This window comes from Streptomyces sp. SS8 (assembly GCF_054072955.1).
In genome coordinates, this window is the sequence record NZ_JBSVCZ010000002.1 from 308,328 (window position 1) to 333,278 (window position 24,951).

Annotated in this window: 21 protein-coding genes, 1 tRNA gene and 3 pseudogenes; 12 read left to right on the forward strand and 13 right to left on the reverse strand. The window is 70.9% G+C overall.

Annotated elements, in window-relative coordinates; all coding sequences use genetic code 11:
• Nucleotides 1-14 precede the first annotated feature (14 nt).
• Nucleotides 15-1,211, reverse strand: coding sequence for a hypothetical protein (locus ACW69E_RS03235; RefSeq protein ID WP_457496630.1), 1,197 nt, complete (start codon nucleotides 1,209-1,211; stop codon nucleotides 15-17).
• Between the two features lie 406 nt (nucleotides 1,212-1,617).
• Between ACW69E_RS03235 and ACW69E_RS03240 the strand changes: the two genes are divergently transcribed.
• Nucleotides 1,618-1,902: a hypothetical protein gene (locus ACW69E_RS03240; protein ID WP_457496631.1), complete on the forward strand. Its 285-nt coding sequence runs from the start codon at nucleotides 1,618-1,620 to the stop codon at nucleotides 1,900-1,902.
• A 585-nt stretch (nucleotides 1,903-2,487) separates the two neighbouring features.
• Nucleotides 2,488-3,147 (forward strand): HAD-IA family hydrolase, encoded by a 660-nt coding sequence (locus ACW69E_RS03245; protein ID WP_436731980.1) that lies wholly within the window; start codon nucleotides 2,488-2,490, stop codon nucleotides 3,145-3,147.
• Here ACW69E_RS03245 and ACW69E_RS03250 read toward each other — a convergent pair.
• Nucleotides 3,128-4,402, reverse strand: coding sequence for a transcriptional regulator (locus ACW69E_RS03250; protein ID WP_457496632.1), 1,275 nt, complete (start codon nucleotides 4,400-4,402; stop codon nucleotides 3,128-3,130). The genes ACW69E_RS03245 and ACW69E_RS03250 overlap by 20 nt on opposite strands.
• Before the next feature lie 367 nt (nucleotides 4,403-4,769).
• Here ACW69E_RS03250 and ACW69E_RS03255 point away from each other — a divergent pair, with 367 nt between their 5' ends.
• The 4 genes from ACW69E_RS03255 to ACW69E_RS03270 are packed head-to-tail and all read left to right on the forward strand — an operon-like array spanning nucleotide 4,770 to nucleotide 8,146.
• Nucleotides 4,770-5,129, forward strand: a complete 360-nt coding sequence (locus tag ACW69E_RS03255) for a hypothetical protein (protein WP_457496633.1) — start codon at nucleotides 4,770-4,772, stop codon at nucleotides 5,127-5,129.
• Nucleotides 5,130-5,149: 20 nt separating this feature from the next.
• On the forward strand, nucleotides 5,150-6,436 hold the full coding sequence (locus ACW69E_RS03260) for a radical SAM protein (RefSeq protein WP_457496634.1): 1,287 nt from the start codon (nucleotides 5,150-5,152) through the stop codon (nucleotides 6,434-6,436).
• Complete coding sequence (locus tag ACW69E_RS03265; protein WP_457496635.1) at nucleotides 6,433-7,338, forward strand: radical SAM protein; 906 nt, start codon at nucleotides 6,433-6,435, stop codon at nucleotides 7,336-7,338. The genes ACW69E_RS03260 and ACW69E_RS03265 overlap by 4 nt, the downstream gene beginning before the upstream one ends.
• A 37-nt stretch (nucleotides 7,339-7,375) precedes the next feature.
• On the forward strand, nucleotides 7,376-8,146 hold the full coding sequence (locus tag ACW69E_RS03270; RefSeq protein WP_457496636.1) for a hypothetical protein: 771 nt from the start codon (nucleotides 7,376-7,378) through the stop codon (nucleotides 8,144-8,146).
• A 58-nt stretch (nucleotides 8,147-8,204) separates the two neighbouring features.
• Here the strand turns inward: ACW69E_RS03270 and aspS are convergent, their stop codons facing one another.
• Nucleotides 8,205-9,515, reverse strand: a complete 1,311-nt coding sequence (gene aspS, locus ACW69E_RS03275) for an aspartate--tRNA(Asn) ligase (protein ID WP_457496637.1) — start codon at nucleotides 9,513-9,515, stop codon at nucleotides 8,205-8,207.
• A 342-nt stretch (nucleotides 9,516-9,857) separates the two neighbouring features.
• On the opposite strand from aspS, the gene ACW69E_RS03280 reads away from it, so the two are divergent.
• Both ACW69E_RS03280 and ACW69E_RS03285 read left to right on the forward strand, forming a co-directional pair.
• Entirely contained in the window at nucleotides 9,858-10,340 is a 483-nt protein-coding gene (locus ACW69E_RS03280; RefSeq protein WP_457496638.1) for a GNAT family N-acetyltransferase, read from the forward strand.
• A 128-nt stretch (nucleotides 10,341-10,468) separates the two neighbouring features.
• On the forward strand, nucleotides 10,469-11,695 hold the full coding sequence (locus tag ACW69E_RS03285; RefSeq protein WP_457496639.1) for a damage-control phosphatase ARMT1 family protein: 1,227 nt from the start codon (nucleotides 10,469-10,471) through the stop codon (nucleotides 11,693-11,695).
• A gap of 83 nt (nucleotides 11,696-11,778) precedes the next feature.
• Here ACW69E_RS03285 and ACW69E_RS03290 read toward each other — a convergent pair whose 3' ends face one another.
• From ACW69E_RS03290 to ACW69E_RS03305, 4 genes are all read right to left on the reverse strand, one after another.
• Complete coding sequence (locus tag ACW69E_RS03290) at nucleotides 11,779-13,506, reverse strand: relaxase/mobilization nuclease domain-containing protein (protein WP_457496640.1); 1,728 nt, start codon at nucleotides 13,504-13,506, stop codon at nucleotides 11,779-11,781.
• Nucleotides 13,503-13,994, reverse strand: coding sequence for a plasmid mobilization protein (locus ACW69E_RS03295; RefSeq protein WP_457496641.1), 492 nt, complete (start codon nucleotides 13,992-13,994; stop codon nucleotides 13,503-13,505). Before ACW69E_RS03295 ends, ACW69E_RS03290 begins: the two co-directional genes overlap by 4 nt.
• A gap of 762 nt (nucleotides 13,995-14,756) precedes the next feature.
• Nucleotides 14,757-15,512: an ATP-binding protein gene (locus ACW69E_RS03300; RefSeq protein ID WP_457496642.1), complete on the reverse strand. Its 756-nt coding sequence runs from the start codon at nucleotides 15,510-15,512 to the stop codon at nucleotides 14,757-14,759.
• Complete coding sequence (locus ACW69E_RS03305) at nucleotides 15,509-16,441, reverse strand: hypothetical protein (RefSeq protein ID WP_457496643.1); 933 nt, start codon at nucleotides 16,439-16,441, stop codon at nucleotides 15,509-15,511. The genes ACW69E_RS03300 and ACW69E_RS03305 overlap by 4 nt, the downstream gene beginning before the upstream one ends.
• A 512-nt stretch (nucleotides 16,442-16,953) precedes the next feature.
• Here ACW69E_RS03305 and ACW69E_RS03310 point away from each other — a divergent pair.
• The 3 genes and pseudogenes from ACW69E_RS03310 (at nucleotide 16,954) to ACW69E_RS03320 (ending at nucleotide 19,225) form a co-directional block, all read left to right on the forward strand.
• Nucleotides 16,954-17,234: pseudogene (locus ACW69E_RS03310) on the forward strand (helix-turn-helix domain-containing protein).
• Nucleotides 17,235-17,334: 100 nt separating this feature from the next.
• Nucleotides 17,335-17,661 (forward strand): DNA-binding protein, encoded by a 327-nt coding sequence (locus ACW69E_RS03315; RefSeq protein ID WP_457496737.1) that lies wholly within the window; start codon nucleotides 17,335-17,337, stop codon nucleotides 17,659-17,661.
• Nucleotides 17,662-17,707: 46 nt separating this feature from the next.
• Complete coding sequence (locus ACW69E_RS03320) at nucleotides 17,708-19,225, forward strand: LacI family DNA-binding transcriptional regulator (protein WP_457496644.1); 1,518 nt, start codon at nucleotides 17,708-17,710, stop codon at nucleotides 19,223-19,225.
• Nucleotides 19,226-19,266: 41 nt separating this feature from the next.
• Here ACW69E_RS03320 and ACW69E_RS03325 read toward each other — a convergent pair.
• The 6 genes and pseudogenes from ACW69E_RS03325 to ACW69E_RS03350 form a co-directional block, all read right to left on the reverse strand.
• Nucleotides 19,267-19,535, reverse strand: a pseudogene (locus ACW69E_RS03325) (transposase); the annotation flags it as partial.
• Between the two features lie 17 nt (nucleotides 19,536-19,552).
• Nucleotides 19,553-20,629: an IS110 family RNA-guided transposase gene (locus tag ACW69E_RS03330; protein WP_457496738.1), complete on the reverse strand. Its 1,077-nt coding sequence runs from the start codon at nucleotides 20,627-20,629 to the stop codon at nucleotides 19,553-19,555.
• Nucleotides 20,630-20,857: 228 nt separating this feature from the next.
• Nucleotides 20,858-21,666, reverse strand: a pseudogene (locus ACW69E_RS03335) (winged helix-turn-helix domain-containing protein); the annotation flags it as partial.
• Nucleotides 21,667-21,980: 314 nt separating this feature from the next.
• Entirely contained in the window at nucleotides 21,981-22,493 is a 513-nt protein-coding gene (locus ACW69E_RS03340; RefSeq protein WP_457496645.1) for an endonuclease domain-containing protein, read from the reverse strand.
• A gap of 634 nt (nucleotides 22,494-23,127) precedes the next feature.
• A tRNA-Pro gene (locus ACW69E_RS03345) sits at nucleotides 23,128-23,201 on the reverse strand.
• An 84-nt stretch (nucleotides 23,202-23,285) separates the two neighbouring features.
• Nucleotides 23,286-24,227: a metallophosphoesterase gene (locus ACW69E_RS03350; RefSeq protein ID WP_457496646.1), complete on the reverse strand. Its 942-nt coding sequence runs from the start codon at nucleotides 24,225-24,227 to the stop codon at nucleotides 23,286-23,288.
• Nucleotides 24,228-24,416: 189 nt separating this feature from the next.
• Here ACW69E_RS03350 and ACW69E_RS03355 point away from each other — a divergent pair, with 189 nt between their 5' ends.
• Complete coding sequence (locus tag ACW69E_RS03355) at nucleotides 24,417-24,881, forward strand: GatB/YqeY domain-containing protein (RefSeq protein WP_093851720.1); 465 nt, start codon at nucleotides 24,417-24,419, stop codon at nucleotides 24,879-24,881.
• Nucleotides 24,882-24,951: the final 70 nt, after the last annotated feature.

A 24,951-nucleotide genomic window follows, 5' to 3' on the forward strand; every position in this document is an offset into this window, starting at 1 on the left:
GCTCCTCCGGCTCGCTAGAGGTCGGCGCCGTCCATCCTGTCCAGCGCCGCGTTCAGTTCTGAAATCTCCACCAGCTTCCGCCATGGCGCAAGGCGCTGCCGCAGGCGGGACAGCTCGGCTCGGATGCGTGCCGATCCCGTCCGCTCTGCTATGTCCAGGGCTTGCCGTGCCGCCTCGTAGGCGCCTTCCACGTCCTCCAGGGCGGCGTTCGCTGTGGCGAGACGGGCGAGGCACAGTCCTCGGTCCCGCTCCTGCACGGCGGGCCAGTGGCTCAGGCTCTTGTGGAAGGTCGGCACGGCCTCGTCCGGCCGGTCGAGGTGTAGGGCGCAGTCGGCTCCTTCCATCTCGATGTACGCCGGCGAGCAGTATCCGGCCAGGGGGTCGGAATCGTCTCCCTCGTCGGTTGCCGCCATGGCGTGTTCGATGGCGAGAGCGGTCTCGCTCCGCTCTCCGAGGCGTGCCTTGCTGTTGGCGAGCTGCCGTAGGACGACCGCATGCACGCGGGGGGAGAGACTGGTGGCATGCCGTAGTGCGGCGGTGGCGAGACCTGCACCGTGCCCGGCGTGGCCGGCCTCGGTGGCGATGTTGCCGCGCCGCTGGAGGACGTACGCGATGAGCATCGGATCGCCCAGTTCCTGTGCGTAGTCCATCGCCGTCCTGGTCCAGCGCACGGCTTCGTCTGTGCGGCCGGTGTCCTGGTACAGCCATCCGAGGAACTCGGCGTACCGGGCGCCGACCCGCAGCACGTCCGCGCGCAGCAGACCGTGGGACTCCTGGCACATCTGCTCGATCAGGGGCATCTGGCTCCGCACCGGCGCGACCAAGAACCGAGGGCCCACCAGCGGTTCGGCTTGGGCATGCTGCCGAAGGACGGACGCCAGGTAGCCGAGCATCTCCGTGCTGACCGGGGCGGGCAGCTTGCTCCGCGGCGAAGGCGCGGACGATGGGTCCCGTGGCCCTGTTTCCTCCACGTGGGAGGGGAGGCCGAGCTCGGCGTCGGTTGCCTGGTACGCCTCGCGGAACAGCGGCCAGTGATCACGCCCGACCGGTCGCCGTCCGTTCTCGTACATCGAGACCAGAGTCTTCAGACTGGCACGTGTCGGCGACTCCACCCCGAGCCGCTCCGCCGCGGCCGTGAGCGCGTCGATCAGGTCCGCCTGAGTCCACCCACGTGCGTGTCTGGCTTCCTGCAGCTTCGTCCTGGCCTTCATCGCACCCTCGCAGCCCGTGGTTGCCCGGTCACCGCATGATGATGGCAAGACCGCTTCGCGTGTGGGGAGTTAACGGTTAACGAGGGCGTCTGTTAACCCTGTCCACTGCGAAGCGGCCCCCATCAGGGCTTACTTGCCGTCGTGCGAGGCGGCCAGGGACTCGAATCTTGTGCAGCCTCACCGCGCAGCCCAAGGGACTCGGGGCCGGGAGGCGGTGTGATGCCATCCCTCAGCCGAGTGCCTCGGGTCGATGGCGGCATCCGGAGAACCCGCGATGCGCCACTTCAGAGCACCGTCCGGGGCGATGCCGTATGACTCCCCTCGCCGCCGGGCGGTCCAGGTGGCCCGTCCCTCTCCCACGCGCGGGGCGGGCCACCACCTACGGCCGAGGATCGCTGGAGGTCCGATGACGAACAGCGCCATGCACCCCCGCCGGGTGCCCACCACGCCGACCACCGGCCGACGCGGCGCGGGAGCCGATGCGTCCGATCCAGCTCCGCTGCCCGACTGGCTGACCACCGGGGCCCTTGTCCTGGACACCCGCACCGGGCAGAGGGGCGAGGTGCAGAACTGGCCCTACCCCTCCTCAGCGGCGCCCACCCGGGCGTGGCTGCGCCCAGTGGGCGGTGGCCGGGAGTGGACGCCACGCATCGCCGACCTCCGTCCCGTCGACACCGAGGAGCGGCCGTGAAGCCGCTCGCGCTGTGGGAGCGGTTCGCGTGGGCGTCCGGGACGTGCTTCCGCTGCGACCGCACCGGCACGGAGGTCGCACCGATCGGCACGATCAGCGCGCGCGGCATCGATGTCGAGATCCGAGCGTGCCGGGCGTGCGTGTTCCACCTGGAGCAGCTGCACTGGAGCCTGGTGATGCGACAGCAGGGCGGTGGGCGGCATTCCGCCGCCGGAGGGTCCGGGCCCGATCCCGTGCGGTCTCCCGAGACCGGGGCCGGACCGGCCGCCGGCATACCGCGTGTGGGGCCTCGCCACCCCCACGACCGCGGTCCGGCGCCTCCCTCTCCCCAATGGGTGCTGCGGTGGCCGGGCACCGGTTACCGGCCCGTGGGCCGACATCGGCGGGCGTAGCGGCCAAAGCCCTTCTGTGTCTCGGCGGTTGCTCCAACCTTGGCTCCGCGGAGCGCCGACCGCTGTGCGAGGCCCCCACACCGATGGCGACTCCGGACACAAGCACCATGCCTGCCGAAAGGGTCACGCCCGGCCCGATCACAGTCCGAAAGGGCTGCTTCGCCGCCGCGCCGGACCGTCTACCCTGCGGTGCATGATTCGTGCGGTGGTGTTCGATGTCGGCGAGTGCCTTGTTGACGAGACCCGGGAGTACGGGACGTGGGCTGACTGGCTGGGGGTGCCGCGGCACACCTTCGCGGCGATGTTCGGGGCGGTCATCGCGCAGGGGAGGGACTACCGGGAGACGTTCCAGGAGTTCCGGCCCGGTTTCGACCTGACCGAGGAGCGGGAGAAGCGCGCGGCCGCCGGGCAGCCGGAGTGGTTCGGTGAAGGCGACCTGTACCCGGACGTCCGCCCCACGCTGGCGGCTCTGCGCGAGGCCGGACTGTGGGTGGGCATCGCGGGGAACCAGACCGTCAGGGCCGGCGGCCTGCTGCGGGGGCTGGACCTTCCGGCCGACATGATCGCCACCAGTGACGACTGGGGTGCCTCCAAGCCGGACGTGAAGTTCTTCGAGCACGTCATCGAGGCCACGCCCGCCGCGCCGGGCGAGATCCTCTACGTCGGTGACCGGCTCGACAACGACATCCGCCCGGCCGTGCGGGCGGGCCTGCTGACGGCCCTGATCCGGCGTGGCCCCTGGGGCACGATCCAGCAGCGCGATCCGGACGCGGACGCGATCACGACGATGCGCATCGACTCGCTCGCGGAGCTGCCGGAGAAGATCGCCAAGTTCAACGCTGAAGCGCGCTGACCGTCGTACCCCAGTCGTAGAGGCGGTCGTCGAGGTCCCGCACGCACTGCTCGTCCTGCCAGGGGGCGAGCGTGCGGCGGACCTCGCGGACGCGGTCCATGCCGGTCGCGTACCAGGTGACCGCCAACTGGTCAAGGGCCTGGACGGCGTATCCGCACGCCTCCCGCGGCCTTCCGTCGGCGGCCTCGACCGCGGCGAGGTCACCGAGGACGACGGTGCGCTGCTTGTCCGACTCGGGCGGCAGGGCGTCGAGCACCTCGTGGAGTGTCTTGCGCGCCTGCGGTATGTGGCCGGCCTTCAACTGCGTGTTCCCTTTGAACGCGGACAGGCGGACAGGACTGAACCAGTCCAGCCACTCGGGAGTGGCGTGCTCGCTTCCCGCGGCAAGGGTGTCCTCGGCACGACGGATCAACCGCAGCGCCGCGTGGGGGTCTCCGCAACGGGTCTCGCACTCCGCCTCGACGGCGTCCAGCCATGCCCAGAGCTCGGCGGACGCCTCTCCGCGGCGGGCGTAGGTACGGGCGGCCAGCATGCGCTCCATCGCTGCCTCCCGGTCGTCCGCCCAGCCCGGGATGAAGGCCATGTGCGCGAGGATGGCCGCTCCGAGCAGGGGATCGTTCGCTTCGCCTGCCGCCTGCAGAGCCAGGAGGAGGGTCTCCGAGGCCCGCTCCGGTTGCCGCAGGTCGAAGAACTCGATACGGCCGGCCAGCAGGTAGGACTCCGCCAGGGAGGCGGCGAGGGCCCGGCGGGCCGGGTTCGCCGTTTCCGGGAGAAGGGCGCAGCCGAGACGGGCGTGCTCCAGGACCGCGGGGTGCAGTACGGCAGGCGCCACGGACCAGTAGAAGTGCCGGTGCGAGCGTGTGACGGCCGCGAAGTCCCCACCGATGGTCGCCGGTTGTGTCGCGGCTTCGGCCCGAGCGGGCACGGCGGCCAGACGTGTTCCGGACAGGGGCGCGCGGGGGGTGTTGTCGCTCGCTGTGCCGGGCCGGGACCGCGAGCTTCCCCAAGGAGGGACGAATCCGAGGTCCTCCATGCTCTGCCCCAGGAGGTGAGTCAGGACTCGGTGCACGTCGGGCTGCGGCCAGGGCGGTGTGGCCGACTCCCAGCGCCGGACCTGCCGGACGCCGACAGCCAGACCTCTGATGCCGAGCTTCCGCGCCGCCTCGGTGATGGCGTCGGCCAGAGCCTGCTGGGAGTTGTATCCGGCAGCCAGGCGAGCGGCCTTGAGCCTGGTGTTGCCTGCGGGACGGGACATGGATCTCCTCCGGGGCGAGCTCCTGCCAGAGAGTGACGGGTAGTGCCGCTGCGGCGGCGGAAAATCGTCCACCGAGCGCCGACTAAGTCCTCTGCAAGCCCTGCTGATGACCTGTCAGAGTCCTCGAACAGGACTTCGCGAGACAGCATGATGTCACCTCGTCGCTGCGAAGTCAGGTCCCGTCACGCGGCACCGCGCACCGCAGCGCTGCGGGACTGGCGAGGAAAGCCGGCGTCATCGACCCCGGACGCCGCAGGACCGCCAGGTGCCGCCCCGCCCACACTCCCCGGGCGGGGCGGCGCCCGGCGGGCTCCGGTGGGCGCAAGGGGATGTTCCAGCACCATCCGGCGCAGAGAGAGGAACAGCCGTGCCTCAGGCCAGACGAGAGAAGAAGGACCACCTCATCTACGCGGACGTCGTGGACTCCAAGTCCAAGGCGGGCGTGTGGATGGGTGAGCGTGCATCCTTCCAGGAGAAGCAGAACCGCATCATCGAGGCGCTCAAGGAGCAGACCGACTGGGTCGAGCTGAAGAACGCGATCATGGTCATCGGCACCGAACCGGCCGGCATCACGGTCATCGCGCCGAACCCGACGCTGCCCGGCGTGATCGTCCTCGCCGACGGCGGCTCCCCGGCCACCTCCGCGAAGCTCCAAGCCGCCGCCGAGGAGAGGGTCCGCGCGGTCATGGGCGAGCTCGGGATCGCCGAAGAGGAAACGGCGGCCTGACCACCATGGCCGTCCCTCGGATGCTGTGGGGGAAGTACTTCCGGTACGAGCGGGCCGGGGAAGTGGTTCTCCTCGACCCGGTCGGGCTGGACAGTGTGTTCATCGACTCCGGCGAGGTCCGCGACCTCGCCGGGGTCCCCCCGACCGCGACCCACCAAGCCCTTGCCGGGCTCGGCTTCACACCCGGCGGTCCCGCGGCCGACCGGCGCGAGGCACTCCACGACCGTCTCCGACACCTCGGCCTGGACGCCGTACCCCGCCGCATCAGCGGCCTGCGCGTGGTCCTCACCGACCGCTGCAACATGGCCTGCACCTACTGCTTCGTCGACACCAACACCGGCAAGCCGGACATGACGGAGGACGAGCTCTCGGACGGGCTGGAGTTCCTGTTCGAGCAGAACGCCGGGCAGGAGGAGGTGTCCGTCCAGTGGTTCGGCGGCGAGCCGACCATCCGCTTCGACCTGATGCGGTACGGCGACCGGCTCGCCGACGACCTCGCCGACCGCTACGGCGTGGCCAGGATGCGGCGCACGGTCGTCACCAACGGCGCCCGTCTGACCGACGAGGTCCTCGACCACCTCGTCGCGTACGAGTACGGGGTCGGCATCTCCATCGACGGCCCTCCGGGCATCAACTCCGCGAACCGCCTCCTGCTCGGCGGGCGGCCCGCGGACGACCGGATCCGCCGCAACGTCGCCCGGCTCGTCGAGGCCGAGGGGCTTCACGTGGGCTGCAACCTCACCCCGACGGCCGCGAACATCGGACGCCTCGCCGAGACCGTCCGGTGGATCGTCGACGACCTCGGGCTGAAGTTCGTCTACGTCAACACGCCCATCCCGACGGCGGGCCGCTGGCAGGTCAAAGGCGCCGATCTGGCCAAGGAGCTGTACGAGGCGCGCCTGGCCGCGCTGGGACGGGGCGGGATGCTGTTCTCCGTCCTGGACCGCGCCTTCCAGGCCCTCGACACCCGCCGGCCGATGCTGTTCGACCACATGCAGGGCGACCGCAGTCTGAACGCCGCCCTCCTGCCCGGCAACCGGGTCAGCCTGTGCGACATCAACTTCACCGAGCCGTCGTTCCTGCACACGCTCGACGAGCTGCGGGCCGACCCCGGCCTCCTGGCCGGCGTGGCGAAGGAAGTCGCACCGGTACCCGAGTGCGGTGACTGCCCGGCGCTCGCCGTCTGCGGCGGCCCGTCCCGCAACGAGCAGGCCCTCGTCGGGGGCGACACCCCGGACCCCGAGATGTGCGCCTTCTACACGAGCACCGTGGAGATCGCCGTGTGGGACGACACGGGGGTGCAATGAGCACCCAGGTCCGTACGGCACTGATCTCCACGGCCGGGCACTGCAAGGTCGCCTGCGGGTTCTGCTTCCGTGCCGACCGCGCCCACGGCTTCCTGGACACCGCGACCTACACCCGCACCCTGTCGCGGCTGAGGGAGGCGGGCGTGGAAGGGGTGTGCCTGAGCGGTGGGGAACCGACCCACCACCCGCGGCTCCGGCAGCTGGTACGGCTGGCCCACCAGTTCGGCATGGCGGTGTCGATGGTGACCTCGGCCCGCACCGCGGCCGAGGTCGCCGCCCTCTCCCGGGTGGCGCGTCTGCTGGCCAACGTGACCGTCTCCGCCGACTCGCGGGGCGCGATGGCGCTGGGACGCACCACCCGTACCGCGGCCTCGGGGATCGACACACTGCGCGCCCTCGGCACCGGGACGAAGATCCTGCACGTCACCTGCTGGGACCTGAACGACGAGGAGTGCCGGGAGCTGGCCGGCCTCGTCTCCGGGGCCGGGGTGGAGGTCCAGTTCAGTCCCGTCGTCCTCGACGAGCGCACTCTGCGCCGTGAGGGCGGATCGGTCCAGGACTACCTGGCACGGCAGCAGCTCGACGCCGAGCTGCTGGGCCGCCACTTCGACCTGTCCGACCGCTACCGGGCCTACCTCGGTGAACTGCGGGGACTGCAACTCCCCGCAGGCGGGGGCGAGCGGTGGCAGTGCCGCTCGGCGACCGCGTACGTCTCCGCCGACGGCCGCATCCGGCGCTGCCCCTACGGCCAGGCGTCGGTCAGCGCGCACGCTCCCCGGGCCGCGATCGGACAGTTCCTGACCGCTCCGGCGCAGGACCGCGTGACCCCGGACTGCGCCGCCATCTGCCGCCGCCCCTCCGCCGCGTCCGACGACCGCAGCGCGTCGTGCGCCGCGGCGTGAGGGCGACCCGACGCACCCCGATTCCATGGACCGCTCTATGGCGATCACGACACCCGACGACTTTCCCCGCCGCTGGCGGCAACCGCCGAACTTTCCACTGGAGGTGCCCTTCGACCACACCTTCCTGCCCGCCGTCGACATCCTCGACCACATCCGCAGGGACGAGCAGGTCCGGTTCACCGTCCTCGGGGACGACGACTGGCAGGTGCGCATGGACCGCACCGCCGCATTCCGCACCGCGCCGATCGAGGAGATCGCCACCTGGACGTTCCGGCTGGTGCACTTCAACCTCAGCCGCTTCTACGACGACCTCCTGGACGGCTTCCAGGAGGAGGTCATGATCCCCTGGCGCACGCATCTGTCCGCCCGGGGATTCACCTGGCAGCGTCTGGCGCCCATCCTCTTCCTGTCCACCGAGGGCGCGTCCTCGACCTACCACAACGACAACTCGCACGGCCTGGTCTGGCAGGTGCACGGCACCAAGACCTTCCACAGCTACCTCGACCCCGACAAGCACCTGACGGCCGACGCGGCGGTCATCGGCGAGACCACCGGCGAGGACCCGCCCGCACACGATCCGGACGACCGCCAGTCCGTCACCATGCGGCCCGGCGACCAGCTGTGGAGCCACGCGCTGACACCCCACTGGGTCACCACCGAGTCGGCGCTCGCCATGAGCGTCACCCTCTCCCACGGCGGCCTGTGCCACCAGGGCCGCTTCTCCGAGCGGGAGCTGGCACTGCGGGCCTACTGGGACAAGAACCCGGGTGAGGCGTGGACGCACGACCTGCGCAACGTCCGCTACTGAGACCGCGTCCCCCGGCACGGGCGAGTGCCCCGTGCCGGGGGACGCGGTGCGCGGCCGGTTACGGCGTGAGCCGGTTCGGTCCGCGGAAGAGGAAGGTGGCCTCGCGGATCGAGTCCAGGCCGAGCATGACCATCAGCACTCGGCCGAGGCCCATGCCGAGTCCGCCGTGCGGCGGGCACCCGTACCGGAACGCGTTCAGGTAGTCCCGCAACGGCTCGGGGCTCATGCCCTTCTCCGCGGCCTGCTCCAGCAGCACGTCGTACCGGTGCTCACGCTGCGCTCCGGTGGTGACCTCCAGTCCCTTCCACAGCAGGTCGAAGCTCAGGGTCACGCTCGGGTCGTCGGCGGGCCGCATGTGGTAGAAGGGCCGGATGCCGACCGGGTAGTGCGTGATGAACACGAACTCGTGCCCGGTGGCCTCCTTGATGTGGGCCGAGATGCTCCGCTCGCCCTCCGGGTCCAGGTCCTCCTTGACCCCCTCCGGGTCCCAGCCGCCCTTGCGGAGGATCTCGTGGGCCTCGGCCATGGTGATGCGGGGGAAGGGTGTCGTGGGGACGGTGACCTCGACGCCGAGGTGTTCGGCGATCGCCTCACCGTGCGCGTCGGCAACCCTGGCGATCGCGTGCGCGAGCATCCGCTCCTCGAACGCCATCACGTCCTCGACGCCGTCGATCCAGGCCAGCTCCACGTCGACGCCGGTGAACTCGGTCGCGTGCCGGGAGGTGAACGACGGCTCCGCGCGGAAGACCGGCCCGATCTCGAAGACCTTGTCGATCCCGGCCGCGATGGCCATCTGCTTGTAGAACTGCGGAGACTGCGCCAGGTAGGCGCTGCGGCCGAAGTAGCCGAGCTTGAAGACCTCCGCGCCGGACTCCGAGGCGGTGCCCATGAGCTTGGGGGTGTGCATCTCGGTGGCACCCTGCTCGTAGGCATACTCGCGCATCCCCTGTTCCAGGGTGGTCTGCACGGCGAACAGCAACTGGGTGGCGGGCCGGCGGCGCACGTCCAGGAAGCGCCAGTCCAGGCGTTGCTCCAGACCGGTGTGCTCGTCGATCGGAAGCGGTGCGGCGGCCGGGTTCAGGACCTCGACCTCTTCCGGGACGATCTCCAGGCCGCTGAGCTTGACCTGGGCGGCGTCGACGACACGGCCGGTGACACGGACGGCGGACTCGGGGGTGAGGGCTTCGAGCCGGGCCTCCAGCGGCCCGCCGTCGCGCTTGTGGGTCACCTGCACCATGCCGGTGTTGTCCCGCACGATGACGAACTGCATCTTGCGCTGCAGGCGGAGCGTGTTCACCCACCCGCAGACGGAAACGGTACGGCCGACGTGTTCTCGCAGGTCGGAGACGTGTACGCGGCTGTGGATCATTGCGGTCCTCCGAAGGACGTCGTCATGATCCCTTGGGAGTGCGGGCGAGAAGGGCAACTCGCGGTGCCACCGCACTTTCGCCGCCACCTGGTGGCGGCCTCGTTCGGGCCCGGTGACGGGGGCCGGCCGGCGGGGCATTGGACCTCCGGGCGAGGTCGTTCCTCCCCGCGCTCGGGAGGGTCTTCACCGCGGGGCGCGAGGCCGCCTTCCCAGCTCCCGGCGGCTCTCTCTGCTCGCGTGATCCTGCGGCTACTCGTCTCCTTCAACGCGTTGCCCAGCAGGATACGGACCCCAAGAACATCGCCGCAATCAAGAACGTACGTGTCAACGGGAGGAGCCGTAGTGAGCGTGCTCGTGCGACGGGCGGTGGCCGCCGACGCCAGGGAACTGGCGCGGATGCGCCAACTTTCGCTGACCTGCCCCGAGGAGCCCTGGACCAGGCCGAGAGAACTGCCGGACGGCCCATGGATCGAGGAATGCCGAGAGGCGCTCGCCGCGATGCTCGACGACCGGGACACGGCCGCCGCTTTCGTGGTGGACGCCGCTCCAGGCCGTGTGGCGGCCTGTGCGCTGGGATTCCTTCTTCCCCGGCTCCCGGGCCCCGACAGCAGCAAGCCGTTCAACGGCGACATCAGCACCGTCGCCACCGATCCGGCGTTCCGCAGGCGCGGCTACGCGCGGGCGGTGGTGACAGCGCTCATGGACTGGATGACCGTACGCGGCTGCAAGCGCATCAGCCTGACCGCCAGCTCGGAGGGCGAGCCGTTGTACGCGTCGCTCGGGTTCACGACCGATGAGCCACGGATGTCCCGGCCGGCCGAATGAGAGAACGGCACGAACACGACCGGAACACCTCGCTCGACTGGCGCCCAACTTGCGACGACGTGGCGCTGCGGGCGTTGTGGCCCTGGAGATCAATGACTCGTGAGCGACAAGCGGAGGGCTTGGACACCATGGCAGAGAAGACCCCTGGCGCTTCGGACGGGTCGGCCGGCCGCAGCCGCGGCCTGGCCGCCGGACCCGGCGCCCCGGCCATTTTGAGCAACGAGCCGGGCTCGTTCGCGTGGGGGGTGCTGGCCAGGCGGCATCCGGTGCTGGTCCAGCAGGTGCGGGACGCCTTCCCGTACGGCCGCCGGCAGCACGAGGCCCTCGACGCCCTGCTGGAGGAGATCACCGGCGGTGTCATCGAACCTCTCGCCCCTTCGGAGCACGACCGGGGACAGTGGTCGGCCTGGGGGCGGGAGCACTTCGGGCGGTCGTGGTTCGACGCCCCGTTCCTGTGGGCGGAGAGCTACTTCTACCGCAGGCTGCTGGGCGCCGTCGAGTACTTCGGTACCGGCCCGTGGCAGGGAGTCGATCCCTTCGCCCCCTTCAAACAGGCCGAACTGCGCGAGGCGGCGGTGGACGGGGAACTGCGGGCCCTGGATGCGCTCGCCGACGCGCCGGCCGATGAGCGGGCCACGGCGCTGCTCCACGCCTCGCTCTGGGGCAACCGCGCCGACCTCGGCTTCCGCGTCACGCAGGGGGAGTCGGCCCCCGGTGACGCCACCGGTGGGCTGGTGGCTGACGACAGCGCCGTGCTCTGGCGGCTCCTGCCCGCCGGAGCCGGTTCCACGGTCGCCGTGGTGGCGGACAACGCCGGGCGGGAACTGGTCCCGGACCTGGTCCTCATCGACCACCTCCTGGCGCACCGGCACGCCGAACGGGTCGTGCTCCACGTCAAGCCCTACCCGTACTACGTCTCCGACGCGATGACGGCGGACGTCGTCGACTGCCTCCGCCGCCTTGCCCAGGCGCCCGGTGAAGCCGGCAGGATCGGCGGGCGGCTGTGGGAGGCCATGGCGGCAGGACACCTGGAGGTGCGCACCCACCCGTTCTTCTGTGCGCCGCTGCCGTACGCGCAGATGCCGGTGGACCTGCGGGAGGAGTTCGCGGCCGTCACGCTGACCATCTTGAAGGGCGACCTCAACTACCGTCGGCTCGTGGACGACCGGATGTGGGACGCCACGGCACCGTTCGCCGACCTGACGGCGTACTTCCCCGGTGCGGTCGCGGCGCTGCGCACCCTGAAGTCCGACGTCATCGTGGGGCTGGAGCGGAAGACGCTGGATGCCCTCGAAGAGTCTGGTGCGGACTGGCGCACCAGCGGCACCCACGCGCTGATCCAGGTTCGCCGGTAGACCAGCGCACACGCCGAGCGGCCGGGCACTGACTGCCCGGCCGCTCGGTCGTTGACCGGCCGGCCACCCCGGTGGGCCAGGGCTTATCTGCCGCGTCCCGGGGTCTTGGGGTGGGCGGGTGGCCCGCTCCGCGCTGGGCGGGCCTGCTGGGCAGAGGCGGCCGGGGCCTTGGGGTACGTGGCCGTCGCGGCGTCGGCCGGTAGGCCGGCGAGGTGGCGGAGGCGCCAGGTGAGGACGTTGCTGAGGGATTCGGCGGTGTGCAGTTCCCGGTGGGTGATGGCTTCGGTCAGCAGGGTTCGGGGGGCGTGTCCGGCCTGGTGGGCGTGGGTGAGGGTGGCGGCCAGGGCGAGCCAGCCCGGCTCGCGCAGTATCTGCTCGGCGAGCTGCGGTGCGGCGGCGTGCAGGAGGGCGGCGGACCAGTCGCGTACGGGCCGGGCCAGGCGCTGGCCCTGCTCCCGGAGACGGGCCATCGGCTCTTCGGCGGCCGCCGTGTAGGCGGCGCGCAGGCAGGTGGCGGCCCGGTGGGCGGCTTCGGCCTGCTGGGCGTGGTGGCGCTGGACGTGCCAGTGAGCGGCGGCGGTGACCAGGAAGAACAGGGTGTCGATCAGCATGGCCGTGGTGGCGCCGTCCTCGCCTCGGCCGAGCGCTGGGCCGCTGCGGACCAGCTCCCGGGCCGCTCGTCGCAGGGTCTGGGCGTGGCGGAATTCTGCTCGCGTGTGGGAGCGGGAGGCCCGCTCGAACGTCCAGGCCGCTTCGCGTAGCTGCTGCCGGGTGTAGAGGGCGGAGGTCGTGGCCAGAGCGTCGAGGATCTCGCCGGTGGCGGCGATCTGTGCGGCAGCCGCACCGTCGTCGCCTTGGTCAAGGACGAGCAGTGCGGCCCACGCCGCGTGGGTGGCTGCGCGCCGTGCGGTGGACGGTGCGGGATGTTGCGGGGAGGGGCCCGGCTGGTCGGTGTGGTCCGGCGCGGATGCAGGACCGGTCGCGTCGAAGCGGGCGCGGATGCGGGGCAGGGACAGGTCGGGGGCGAGGGTGGAACCGGCGTAGAAGACGGGCTCGTGGTGCTGATTGTGGTCGCCGGGCAGGGCGACGGTGTAGCCGCCGAGATCGCCGGAGGGCAGGACGCGGGTGCGGACGAGGAGCCCGGCGGCGGCGAGCCGGCCGAAGAACTCCGCCTCGTCGGTGGCGCCGACCACGGCCTGGCGGACGGTCTCGCGCAACTCCTCCCGCGCGGTGCGGCGGCGGCCGCGGCGTTGGGCTTTGTGGCGTTCGGCGCTGGTGGGGCGCCGGGCGGCGGTGCCGTCGCCGGGGGCGATGCGGCGCAGGCCGTAGTCGGCTTCGATGAGGCGGGCCTCGGCCTGGGCGCGTTTGCCGGAGCGGTGGTGGTCGGGGCGGCGGCCGTCCTCGCGGACGAGAGTGGCGATGAGGTGGATGTGGTCGTCGGCGTGGCGGACGGCGGCCCAGCGGCAGCCGGCCCCGTCGCCGGGGTCGATGCCGGTGGCAGCGACCATGCGGCGGGCGATGTCGCTCCACTGCTCGTCGGACAGGATCGGGTCGTCGGGCGCGGCGCGCACCGAGCAGTGCCAGACGTGCTTGGCCGGGCGCCGGCCAGCGTCGAGCAGCGACAGGGGTTGGTCGAGGAGGTGCTGGAGGTCTCTCTTCGTGACCGAGGGGTCGCGGCCGGGGTCGGGGGCCATGCCGTCGAAGGAGGCGACCAGGTGCGGGTCGATGTGCTCCTCGTGGGTGCCCTTGCCGTATAGGTAGTGCAGGAGCCCGAGGGTGTTGCTGCCCTGCCGGTGGATTCGGGGGATCAAGCCGCCTCGCTCTCCTGCCCGTTGGCGACCCTGTCGGCTGCCCGTTGGACGGCCTGTGCGACGCGTTGCAGGTCGGCGAGGGCGGCGGCGAAGTGCGGTGCGTCGGCACCGGAGTTGAGGGCGCGGGCTATCTGGTTGACGTTGCTGCCCGCCCAGCCGAGCTGACGGCGCACACCGAACAGGGCCGTCAGGATGTCCCGCTCGGTGGCGATGGCCGCTGCGGTGCGGGATTGGTCGCGGGCGGCGGCCAGGGCGGAGTGGGCCAGGAACCCGGCCACGCTCATGCCGACGTGGTCGGCGCCGGCCTGGATGATGGCGAGTTCCTGGTCGTTGAGGCGGACGCTGTGCGCGGGGCGCTGCTTCTTGTCACGTGGACGCGCCTTCCCCTTCCTTGCCCTGCCCTTGCGGCTGGCCTTGCCCGGCTGCGGTCCGCCCTCGGTCGCAGCCCTCCCGTCCGGCGCCCCCTGGTGCTGGGCGGGCCCCGCCACCCCCGGGGCGGGGCCGGGTTCGGGCGCTCCCCCTGCGGGGGAGTGTCCGGACCTCCAACTTGCTCGGCCGGTGGCTGGGGCGGTCGCCTCCTGCTGCGATCGATGGGCGCGGTTGGCATGTGGGTGGTGCATCGCGGTGTCTCCGTGGTGGCTGTGGGCGGCGGGCGCCGGACGAAGGCGATCAGAGGTTCAGGGCGTGGCGGGCTCGTGATGCCGTTGCCGTCCTGCTCGCGGACGGTCCTTGTCCGGCGTATTCACTGGGAGCCGTGCAGCGGCTTGGCGGGACCGTATCTGGGTCCCGTCTTCGCTGGCCTTGTCCTGCGGTCCTCGGTCCCCGGGGCGGTTCGCGGTTTTCGGTCCCCGGGATGGTCCCGTTCCCGGCTCGGTCCCCGCCGCCTGTGCCTGCGGGCGGGGACGGTCCCCGAACGGGATCTGCTGTCGGTTTGCGGGGACCGTCCCGTGGTCGGCAGGCAGGCGGTGGTCCCGGGGAACGGAGCTGCGCAGAGGGGCCATGGGCGGCGGACCTGCGGTGATGCTGGTCCGCGGTCCCGGTGGGTGTGCGCGGTCCCCGATCTTCGGGACGGTCCTCGGTCCCACAGTCCCCGAGGGGGCTGCGGTCCCCAGTCCCCGGTCCCCAGTCCCCGGTTCCCAGTGCGGCCCGCGTTCCGGTCCCCGGCTCTGTTCGACGGGGACTGCGAGGGTCTGGTCGTCTTCTTCAGCGGCGGGCCGGTCCGCCGCCGTTCCGTTCGGGTGTGGGGTTGTTCAGCGGGTGCGTCCTGGGACCGGGGTCGGCGGAGGGGCGGCCACAGCGGTCGGCACCGGGGCGTGCGCGGGTGTCCGGCGTCGGTCGGAGCCGGTGAGGATGACGCGGTCAGTCATCTCGGCGAGGCGGGAGGCGACGCGGTCGCCGAGCGCGGTGCGCAGCTCGGTGATGGGGAGGTTGGTGGTGATCAGGGTGGGGCGCAGGTGCTCGTACCGGTGGTTGATCAGCCGGTAGGTGAGTTCCTCGGTCCACTCGCTGGCTTTGGCGGCGCCGAGGTCGTCCAGGAGCAGCAGTGGGCAGCGGGCCAGGGCTTGCAGGTCGCGTTCGCCGTCGTGGCCGGAACGGGGGCGCAGGCGGGCGTAGAGGTCGGCGGCTGTGACGGCTTCCCAGCGCAGGCGGACCCCGGCGGCCAGGAGAGTGCGGACGGCGCCGTACGCCTGGTGGGTCTTGCCGGTGCCGGTGGGTCCGGCGATCAGCAGGGACGGGCCCTCGGCGATGCCCGGGGCGCCGCCCGGCCCGGGGCGGCCGGTGCGGGCGATGGTGTCGGCCCAGGCGGTGATGTGCGGGTGGTCGGCCAGGGCGCGGCGGTAGCGGGCGGGTATGCGGGCGTCGGCCAGCTCCAGCGCGGTGACCGGCTCGTCGGCCGGTTCGTCCAGAGGCGCATCTGGGTCGATGCCGCGGGCGGTGAGGAGCGCGTTGAGCCGGTCGGCCAGCGGGCCGACGCGCTGCGGCGCGCGGGTGTGGGCGGTGGTCACAGCTCGCCTCCGTAGGCCGCCTCGACGTCGGCCGGGTTCGTCCACGGGCGGTGGGCGGCGGAGGCGGTCCGGGCGGCATTCATCGCCTCGTGGACGAGGCTGGGAAGTGTGCTGGGGTGCAGGCCCTTGGCGCGGTGGCGTTCCAGCCCGGACCGGATGTGGGCGGGGTCGATGCCCTCGGCCAGCAGCTTGCCGACCTCCCGGCCGAGGTGTCCCAGGACGTCCTTCGGGGGGCGGTGGGCGCAGGCGGTGACGTACTCGCCGATGAGCTGCCGGGCCGAGACGGTGTCGGGTGCGTGGGCGCTCGCGCCCCCCGACGGAGTAGTTCCTAGATCCATGATCCTAGGTCCTAGATCCGGACGGTGAGGTGTCACTGCCGCTGCCGGGAGGTCTCCGTGCTTCTTCACGGAGGGTTCCGTGAAACCGCCCTCACCTGCGGTTTCGTCAGCAGGTCCGGGATTCGGTGAGGGCTCGCGCATCTCACGGGAGCCTTCATGGAGGGTTCCGTGAGGCGTTGGTGCGGGCTCCGTGACACCGGTCCGTGCGGCAGGCGCGGTGGTGCTCCCCGCGGTGCCGGACGGAGCGCCGTGGTGCGGGCAGCCGGGGAGGCGGCTCTTGCTGGGCCGGTTGATCTTCTGGTGCTGGTACCAGGTGACGATGTGCAGGTAGCGCTTGTCGTCCGGGCCCTTGTAGCGGCAGATCAGGCCGGCGTCCGCGAGCTGGGCGAGGTCCTTCTCGACCTCGGCGGGCGTGTGCTCCGGGCGTAGGACCCACAGCTGTCCGGCGATGATCGCGGCGTGGTCGCGGTGGCGGCCCTGGTCGTCGGCCTGGGTGAGCAGGCCGAAGAAGGTCCGCTCGGCGGTCAGAGTGACGGCGGCCAGGGACTCGGAGACGAATGCTTCGGGCTTGATGGTGCGGATGCGTGCCAAGAGGAGCGGTCCTCACTCGGCGGGCGGTGGGCGGGCGTCCACGGCTCACCGTCGGTTGCGGCGGTTCGGGCGTGAAGGGCAGGGGGGAGTGGTCGGCCACTGGCGCGGGGTGCGCTGATGGCCGGTCGCGTTTTCCGGGGGTGTCGTCAACATAGCCACACCCAGGACATGCAAGTCCAGCCCGATACAGCCGAATCTCTGACGGCAGAAAAGCCGCCGCAAAGCGAGCCGTGAAGGGCGGTGCGAAAACGGTAGGGCACGATCGGCGGCTGACCAAATAGTTGCCTCAGGCGCCGAGCCGGAAGGGTCACATCGCCAAGCCGTTGACGGGCTCCCGCCGAGGAAGCTACAACACAACACCCCACGTCAGAGCCTCTTCCGAGTGCCGTTCAGTGTCGCGGCCCCGGGCCTCCCGGCTGCGGATAACCCTCCGCATGTGTTCCGAGCGAGGCGCAACATAGACCACGATCGCCGGTTAACCAAACCGGCGAATGCAGGCTAGTAATGGAGATATGGCAGCGCGATCACTGGAAATCGGCCCCGTAGGAATACGGGCCGCCCGGACTATCGAAATCCTCCGCACCGAGCGCGGCCTCGCGCAGCGTCAGCTGGCCGGCCGGGTGACCGCCCTCGGCCGTCCGATGTCCAACACGATGCTGTCCCGCATCGAACGTGCCCAGCGCCGCTGCGACGTCGACGACCTCGCCGCGATCGCCGAAGCCCTCCTCGTCTCGCCCCTCGTGCTGCTGCGGGGCCCGACCGCCCCGTGACGAGGCCCGTCCGGTACCGCTGACCGAGCACGCCCACCACCGAGTCAGGACCCGCCGCCCTTGCACCGACCTTCGCCCACGCCCGCGACCGCACACCTCCCGCACAACCCGGGCGACGCCCCTCTGCCGCGCCTCTACCGACCTGAGAAGATCGCCGAAGCACTCGGCTGCTCTGCCTGGTGGGTCAAGGACCGGGCCCGGCGGAGCCTCATCCCGCACACTCGCGTCGGCCGTGCCTACCGCTTCACCGCCGGCCACCTCGCCGAGATCATCCGCCTTCACGAGGAGATACCGGCACGGCCCGCCCAGCCGGCCGGGAACGTGGCCGCTCCGTCCTCCCCGGCTGCCTCGCGGGACGGATCCATACGGCCGCGCCGCCACCCCGCCACTTCGGTGAACCACCTGCGGGCCCGGCCACCGCGCCGGGCCCAGTACGACGCCACCGCGTAAACGCATCCCGACACGCAGCAGACAGAAGCGAAGGAGCCATCGGAAGTTGGGTTTCGCGGAGAAGCGCGGAAACTACTGGCGCGGCCGGTACAAGACCGCGCCCGGCAAGCACCTCACGGTCGTCGACGAGCGGGGCAAGGCGGTCAGGTTCGCCACCAAGGGCGAGGCCCAGCGTGCCGCGAGCGAGGCCGAGAACAGGTACCGGCGCGGCGACTGGCGCGACCCGGCGCTCGGCCAGGAGACCTTCGGCGAGTACGCGAACCGCTGGTACGCCGCCCAGGACCTGGCCGCCTCGACCATGCAGAACTACAAGCGCCACATCGAGGAGCACCTGCTCCCCGCGTTCGAGGACAAGGCGCTCGCCGGCATCCTCCGCTCGGACGTCGATCTGTGGGAGAAGAAGGAGAAGGCCCTCTACGCGGCCTCCAGCGTCAAGACTTGGCGCTCCACGCTCCACCTGATCCTCGAGGACGCGATCGACGAGGGCCTGATCACCTCCAACCCGGCGGCCAGACGCCGCGGACGCGGCAAGCGCGCCGGCCGCTCCCGCGACCGCGGCCCCGAGAAGACCATCACCGATCCGCTCGGCGCCTTGCTGATCGCCGAGAGAGCCGCGCTGCTCTCCGGCCGCGACGACGAGTTCGTCGCCGTGGTCCTCATGGCGTACACCGGAATGCGGTGGGGCGAGATCGTCGGCCTGGAGACCGAGTTCACCCGCCCCGGCGCCGTCCGCGTCGAACACCAGCTGTACGAGCTGGACTCCGGGACGCTGATCCGCTGCCCGCCCAAGGACGACAGCTACCGCACCATCGACGTCCCCGACTTCCTGTCCGCCCTGATCGCCGACCACATCGCCCGCACCAAACCGGCCCCGTGCCCCTGCCACAGCAAGCGGTACGTCTTCCGCGGCCAGGGCACGGCACGCACCGGCGGGCATCAGGGCGCCAAGCTGGCGGACGTCGCCCGCCGCGCCGGCGTCTCCACGGGAACGGTCTCCAACGTCCTCAACCACCCCGAGCGCGTCCGCGAGGACACCCGCGCCCGCGTGGAGACGGCCATCACCGAACTCGGCTTCATACACGGCGGCGCGCCGACGGAGAACGCAGCCCACTGGCGCCGCAACGGCTTCGCCACCTGGCTGTTCACCCCGGCAGCCTCGGGCTGGTACCCGAAGAAGGCACCCCAGGAGGCCCGGCCCGTCCCCCTGCTCGGCGAGCCCTGGCCCGGCATCCCGGCACGCGGCCGCGGCGCCGGCGGGCGGGCCGACGCCTGCTGGCTCCCGATCGCCAAGGGCCTCACACCCCACGGCCTGCGCCACACCCACCGGACCGTGATGGAGGACCTCGGCACCGAGAAGGTCCTCATGGATGAACGCATGGGCCACATCGACGGCTCCGTCTCGGCGCGCTACGCCCACGTCACTTCAGGCATGCGCAAGCGCCTCGTGCTGGGGTTGACCGAGCAGTGGGAGATGGCACTCGACGCCCGGCTGGCGATTCATCCCGCGTCCCCAGTGCGCGTCCTTAACGATCTCCTGCACCCGCAGGAGGAGTCCGCAGTCTGACGACGCCTACTGAGGTTGAACTCGTGATGTCGTGGGGTTGCTCAGGCGGGCCTGATGGTCAGGCCGGTCTCGGCGAGGCAGCCGTCGATGAGGTCGCTGCGGTACTGAATGTGCCGCAGGCCCCGCCGGATGCGCCGGACGAGGTGTTCGGGGGTGGTGAAGGCGGTGTTGGACAGCCAGCCGCGCCGCAGCAGGGACCAGATCGCCGCGGCCGGGTTGAGGTCGGGGCATAGGGCGGCAGGTGGAAGAGGGTCAGCCACTCGTGCTTCTCGGCGAACTCGCGCAGCCCGGCGGCCTTGTGCACGCTGAGGATGCCCCTATGTTGCGTCAAGCGGCAGTAGACGGGGCCGTGGAGGCCGTCGCCGACCGGATCTGGCGATAGATTTCGCGGGCGACGTAGCGTTTGAGGCAACGGATGATCTCGCGTTTCGACATGCCCTGCTTCGTGCGTCGTTCGAGGTAGGTGCGGGTGCGTGCGTCACGGCGGATGCGTGTCACGACGATGCGGTAGAGGGCCGCGTTGGCTTGGCGGTTGCCTCCGCGGTTCAGCCGTCGGCGCTGAGTCTTTCCGGAGGACTGCTCGACTGGACTGACGCCGCACAGAGCAGCGAAGGAGGCCTCGCTGGTCAGCCGCTCAGGGTTGTCCCCAGCGGCGATCAGCAGGGCGGCGGCACTATCGGGCCCGACGCCGACGAGGTCCAGGAGCTGCGGCTGGTGGGCGCGGATGGCTTGGTTGACCCGGCGGGTGAGTTCCTTCACCTCGGCGGTCAGCTGCTGGATGCGCCGGGCCAGCAACCGGAGTGTGGAGAACGCCGCGCCGCCGTTTTCGGGCAGGTCCGCGCACCGATCGATCAGCGCCGGGTTGCCGAGGTCGGACAAGGACTCGCGCAGCTCGGGATCGACGCCGAGCAGGACCGCCTTGAGCTGGTTCTTCGCCTGGGTGCGAGCCTTGACGGCCGACTCCTTCGCCAGGCGGAGAACGCGCATGTCGGCTGCCGGCCCCTCGCCCGTCTTGGGCGTGACGGCGGCACGTCCGGACAGCACCGCGTGGGCGGCGGCCTCCGCATCGACGGCGTCGGTCTTGCCCCGCCTGCGGCGCAGGCTGCGATCGGGCTGGTTGACCTCGATGACCTGGACATTCTCGTGGCGCAGGAACCGTGCCAGGGCCGCTCCGTAGGATCCGGTGCACTCCACGCCTGCTCGGCGCAGGGCACCGAAGGTGCATGCCCAGGCCAGGAGCCAGCGGTATCCGGCGGCGGTGGCCGGGAACTCCTGATGGGTCAGGAGCGCGCCGAGCACGGTGACCACGGCGGCGACGTGGACGTCCTTGTGGGTGTCAACCCCGAGGATCACGTCCTCTGCCGGTGGATCTTCCGGCTGTGCGGGCAGAGTCGTCCGGGGCATGCTGGTGACGGTCACGCGGCTCCTCGATCGGCATGGGGTTGATGGCCGACGCCGGACCGGTGGGCGGTCAGAACTGTGATGGTGCCTTGTGCGGCAAGGCCCCTATCGGGACACGCCTGCCGGTCCGGCGGCAGCAGGCACCGACCGGAACCGAGGTCGACAGATCCTCAACAAGGCAATCAAAGCCAGTTGTCCCACGGGTCAGACCCCGATCCCGGGCGGTACCCCATGAGTCTCACAGTTGTCCCGGATGAGGACGATGGGACCGCCGAGCTGCTGGTGGGCGGCGATCAGCAGGTCCCGGTAGTCGGTCCAGGAGAAGCTCTTACGTCCGTCGTGGCGACCGTCGTCCCGGCGCGGCCGGTAGATCAGTTTTGAGCGGTGGCCGGGTTTGTAGCAGGTCAGCGCCGCGATGGAGATGCGTCTGCGGGAGCGGCCGCGGACCCGCACCACCGGGGTTCGACCGCGCTGTGACCAGGTTTTCGCCTGCGGCGGCGTCATGGAGAATCCGGCCTCGTCCTCGAAGACGAGCCAGGCTCCACTCACCGCCGCGAGTCTTCCGCGCGGGGCCACACCTCCTTGATCCACCCGGCCACCGACTCGTTGTCCCGCTCGATCGCACGTCGGGCCGGCACCTGACATGACCAGCCATTACGGACCAGGAGCTTGCGCACACCTTGGATCGTGTAGGTCAGGTGGAAGCGCCGGCCGATCACCGTCTTCACCCGGCTCAGGGTCCAGCGCTGGTCTTCCCAGCCGTGCGCGGCCGGCCTCTTGACCAGCTCCGCCTCCAGTTGGGCGAACTGCTTCTCGCTCAGCCTCGGCAGTGACGTCGGCCCCTGCGACCGCAGCGCCCGCGGACCGCCCTCGTCCCACATCTGCCGCCATCGCTGCACCGAACGAACGCTGACCCGTAGGTCCTTGGCGATCATCGAGCTCGCCTCGCCCCGAGCGAACCTCTCGGCTGCCTTGAGCCGTAACTCCTCGCGGAACTGCTGCCGTTTGGCGGTCAGCCCGCCCCCTTGTGTATACCGCATGCCCCGGTGATACCGCACGAGCGACGAGCCGTCAGCCCCTACGACACCACGAGTTCAACCTCAGTAAGTGATGCGCGACACCCGCCCCACGTGATTCACGTGTGGGGCACAGTACTTGCGTCGTGTAACCGCTGCTTCGATTGTCTGGGATCAGATAGCGAAAGCTTGACTCCCGTACGAGGCAGTGACAATGGTTCATGACCTTTGGCGCGTTCGAGCGGCTCCTCGTCGCATAGGCGGACGGCGTGAGTGCGCATCGAACTGGATAAGTCCGAGCCCGAGGAGGAGCCAGTAGATGTCCTCGCCATGGCAGACTAGAGGAAGGAACTGGGCCCGGGCTGACGGCGCCTACCGGAACGTACCGCAGCAAGATCGCGGAACCGCAGGTCCCCGGCAAGGCGGAGGCGCCGAGCCGGAGGATTCGCCAAGTAGTCGTTCATGCGCTCCCAATCTTGCCGGTCGATCGGAAGGGCCTCATACCAGGCAACGCCGCGCATGTTGCATCCGGCGCACAGGAGGCCACGGACACACCCTCCGCAAATGAAGTCCCATGGCTGACAGCACTGATGGTCGTGGTCGACGTGCCAGTACGAAGTCTCTTCGTCTCCTCGGGGCCCCTGCCCACACAGTGCACATACATGGTGTTGGAGTTCCAGGATGGCGTGCATGTCGCTCGCCTTCAGGTTGTACCGCCGCGCCTGACGCGCTACGACGCTACAGCTCAGGCAATGGCCCCTAACCCGTCCGCGGACGCCAAACCTGTAGGGGGCATCGCACGCCTCACAGGCCATCAATGACTCGTCGGTGAGCGGAATCCCGTAAGACATGCCCTGACAGTAGCGGGAGCCACTGACACCAGTTCACTCCCGATCGCGAAGGCTTCACTCACCGCGCACGGGAAACGCGGAGGGTGAACTCTATGTGAGCGGATCACTGCCGAACAGATCGAGACCCTGGGGCCGACGTTCATCGGGCGGACATTGCCCGATTGCCTCCTTGGCAGGCAGATCGCGGGTTGGTGCGCTGAGTCCTCAATACGGAGGATGGCGGCCGCTGGCGCTCTCCTGCCTTTGGCTGCGGGTGGCCTGAGGAAGCCGTTCCGCGCTGCTTCCGCAGAGCCGCCGGTTCCGGCTGGTCCGGATGATGACCGTGTTCCGGGTGGGGGCGTCCGCGTCAGTGATCTCCGCCTGACACTTCCCATTTTGCTGGGCATGGTGATCAGGCGCCGCTCCTTGAGCGCGCGGTCGGTGAGAGCGAACCCGGGGCTGCCCGATGTGACGGAGCCGGTTCTGCACCCGACGCGAGTGAGGGGTGTGAGCTGCCGGTCACTCATCCCGCTGGGAGCCCCTGGGGAGCCGCTCCCCGAAGTTGGCTCCCAAACGGCTCCCAAAACGGGGCGACAAAGCAAACCAGGCCCGGTGCTGATCTCTCAGCACCGGGCCTGACCTGGTGTTTCGGCTGTCGGGGTGGCGGGATTTGAACCCACGACCTCTTCGTCCCGAACGAAGCGCGCTGCCAAGCTGCGCCACACCCCGTGTGCAACGAGGACTACTTTAGCCCACGCCCGCGCTCAGGAGAAATCCGGTTTCCGGGCTGCGGCGGAGGTGCGGCGGGTGTGGTCAGGGGCGCTCGATCAGGGTGAGGAGAGTGGCCTCCGGGGGGCAGGCGAACCGGAAGGGGGTGTAGCGGTTGGCGCCGCAGCCCGCCGAGACGTGGAGGTAGGAGCGGTGGCCGTCCGCCTCGTGGTGGGACAGGCCGCGGGCCCGGTCGGTGTCCAGGTCGCAGTTGGTGACCAGGGCGCCGTGGAAGGGGACCCGGAGCTGGCCGCCGTGGGTGTGGCCGGCCAGGATCAGCGGGTAGCGGTCGGCGGCGAAGGCGTCCAGGACACGCAGGTACGGGGCGTGGACGACGGCGAGGGGGAGGTCCGCGTCGTGCTCGGGACCGCCGGCCACCTCGTCGTAGCGGTCGCGCTTGATGTGCGGGTCGTCCAGTCCGGTGAGGGCGATCTCCTCGCCGCCGTCGAGCTTGATCCGGCCGCGGGTGTTGGACAGGCCGACCCAGCCCGCCGCGTCGAACGCGTCGCGCATCCCCTCCCACGGGTTGTGGACGGCGCCGACGGCCGGGGGGTTGCCGTTGAGGCCGTGCCGACCGCTGGCCTTCTCCATCAGGTAGCGGGCGGGGTTGCGCAGCCGGGGGCCGTAGTAGTCGTTGGAGCCGAAGACGTACGCGCCGGGGAACTCCATCAGCGGGCCGAGCGCGTCCAGGACCTCGGGGACGGCCTCCGGGTCGGAGAGGTTGTCGCCGGTGTTGACCACGAAGTCGGGTCGCAGCCCGGCCAGCGACTGGAGCCAGCGCTGCTTCTTGCGCTGGCCGCCGACCATGTGGATGTCGGAGACCTGGAGCACGCGCAGCGGCCGCATCCCGCGCGGCAGTACGGGCACCGTGACGCGCCTGAGCCGGAACGAACGGGCCTCGATGCCCGCCGAGTAGGCGAGGCAGGCCGCGCCTACCGCCGTGATGCCGAGGGGGATTCTGAGGGAGAGCGGGTATCGCGCAGGCATGGGCCCATGGTCGCAGACATACGGGCGGGGTGCGGACTCACGGGCGACGGGAACGGCCCCGGGCCGGGCCGGGGGGTGGGGGGCGGAAGAGGACCGGAGGCGGCACGTGAGCCGGTGGGGAGGAAGGGTGTGGGCCGGCGCGGCACAATGCGGTGGGCGTCGGGCTCCGCCTCCTGGCACACTTCCGGCATGACCACGCTCAAGACCCGGCTCCAGGACGACCTCACCGCGGCGATCAGGGCGCGCGACGAGCTGCGCTCCTCCACTCTCCGCCTCACGCTGACCGCGATCCAGAAGGAGGAGGTGGCGGGTGAGAGCGCCCGTGAACTGTCCGACGCCGAGGTCGAGAAGATCATCACCCGTGAGGCCAAGAAGCGGCGCGAGGCGGCGGACGCGTTCGCCAAGGGCGGGCGCGCCGAGCAGGCCGAGCGGGAGCGCGCGGAGGGCGAGGTGCTCGCCGAGTACCTGCCCAAGCAGCTCACCGACGAGGAACTGGACGCGCTGGTGGCCGAGGCCGTGGCGGAGGCGAAGGCCGCCGGGGCCGAGGGGCCGAGGGCCATGGGCGCCGTGATGAAGATCGTGAACCCGAAGGTGGCGGGGCGTGCGGAGGGCGGCCGGGTGGCCGCCGCCGTCAAGAAGCGCCTGGCGGGCTGACCGCCGGCCCGCGGACCTGAAGGTCCACAGGCCTACGGGCCCACAGGTCCGCGGGCAGGTGGAGGAACGG